Genomic DNA, 267 nt, shown 5'->3' on the forward strand with positions numbered 1-267 from the left:
TGGACGGCTTCCAGCGCCGTGACGTTCCGGGCGTAGCGTCCATCGGTCCGGGCTGCATCGCGTGCCTCTTCCAGCTTGGTCCGCACGGCGCCGGAGAGCATTTCATCAGCCGTAACCCAGACATCGCGACCGTCCACGCTTCGTACCGGATCGAGATAGACCGCATCCCCCAGCGCGGCCGCGACCTCAGCTTCGGACTGTCCCATGAGTTCCGCGATCCGCAGCATTTCCACGCCGCCTGTTTCATGCAGGCAGACGGCCAGGGCG

The 267-nt window shown here is 65.9% G+C and carries 1 protein-coding gene; it reads right to left on the reverse strand.

The genetic code is table 11. The features are described from left to right. Positions 1-267 (reverse strand): hypothetical protein (locus tag B7449_RS17450; RefSeq protein WP_048883934.1); only part of this gene is annotated, 267 nt, incomplete at both ends.

The organism is Komagataeibacter intermedius TF2, assembly GCF_000964425.1.
In the GTDB taxonomy this organism is placed as follows: Bacteria; Pseudomonadota; Alphaproteobacteria; order Acetobacterales; family Acetobacteraceae; genus Komagataeibacter; species Komagataeibacter intermedius.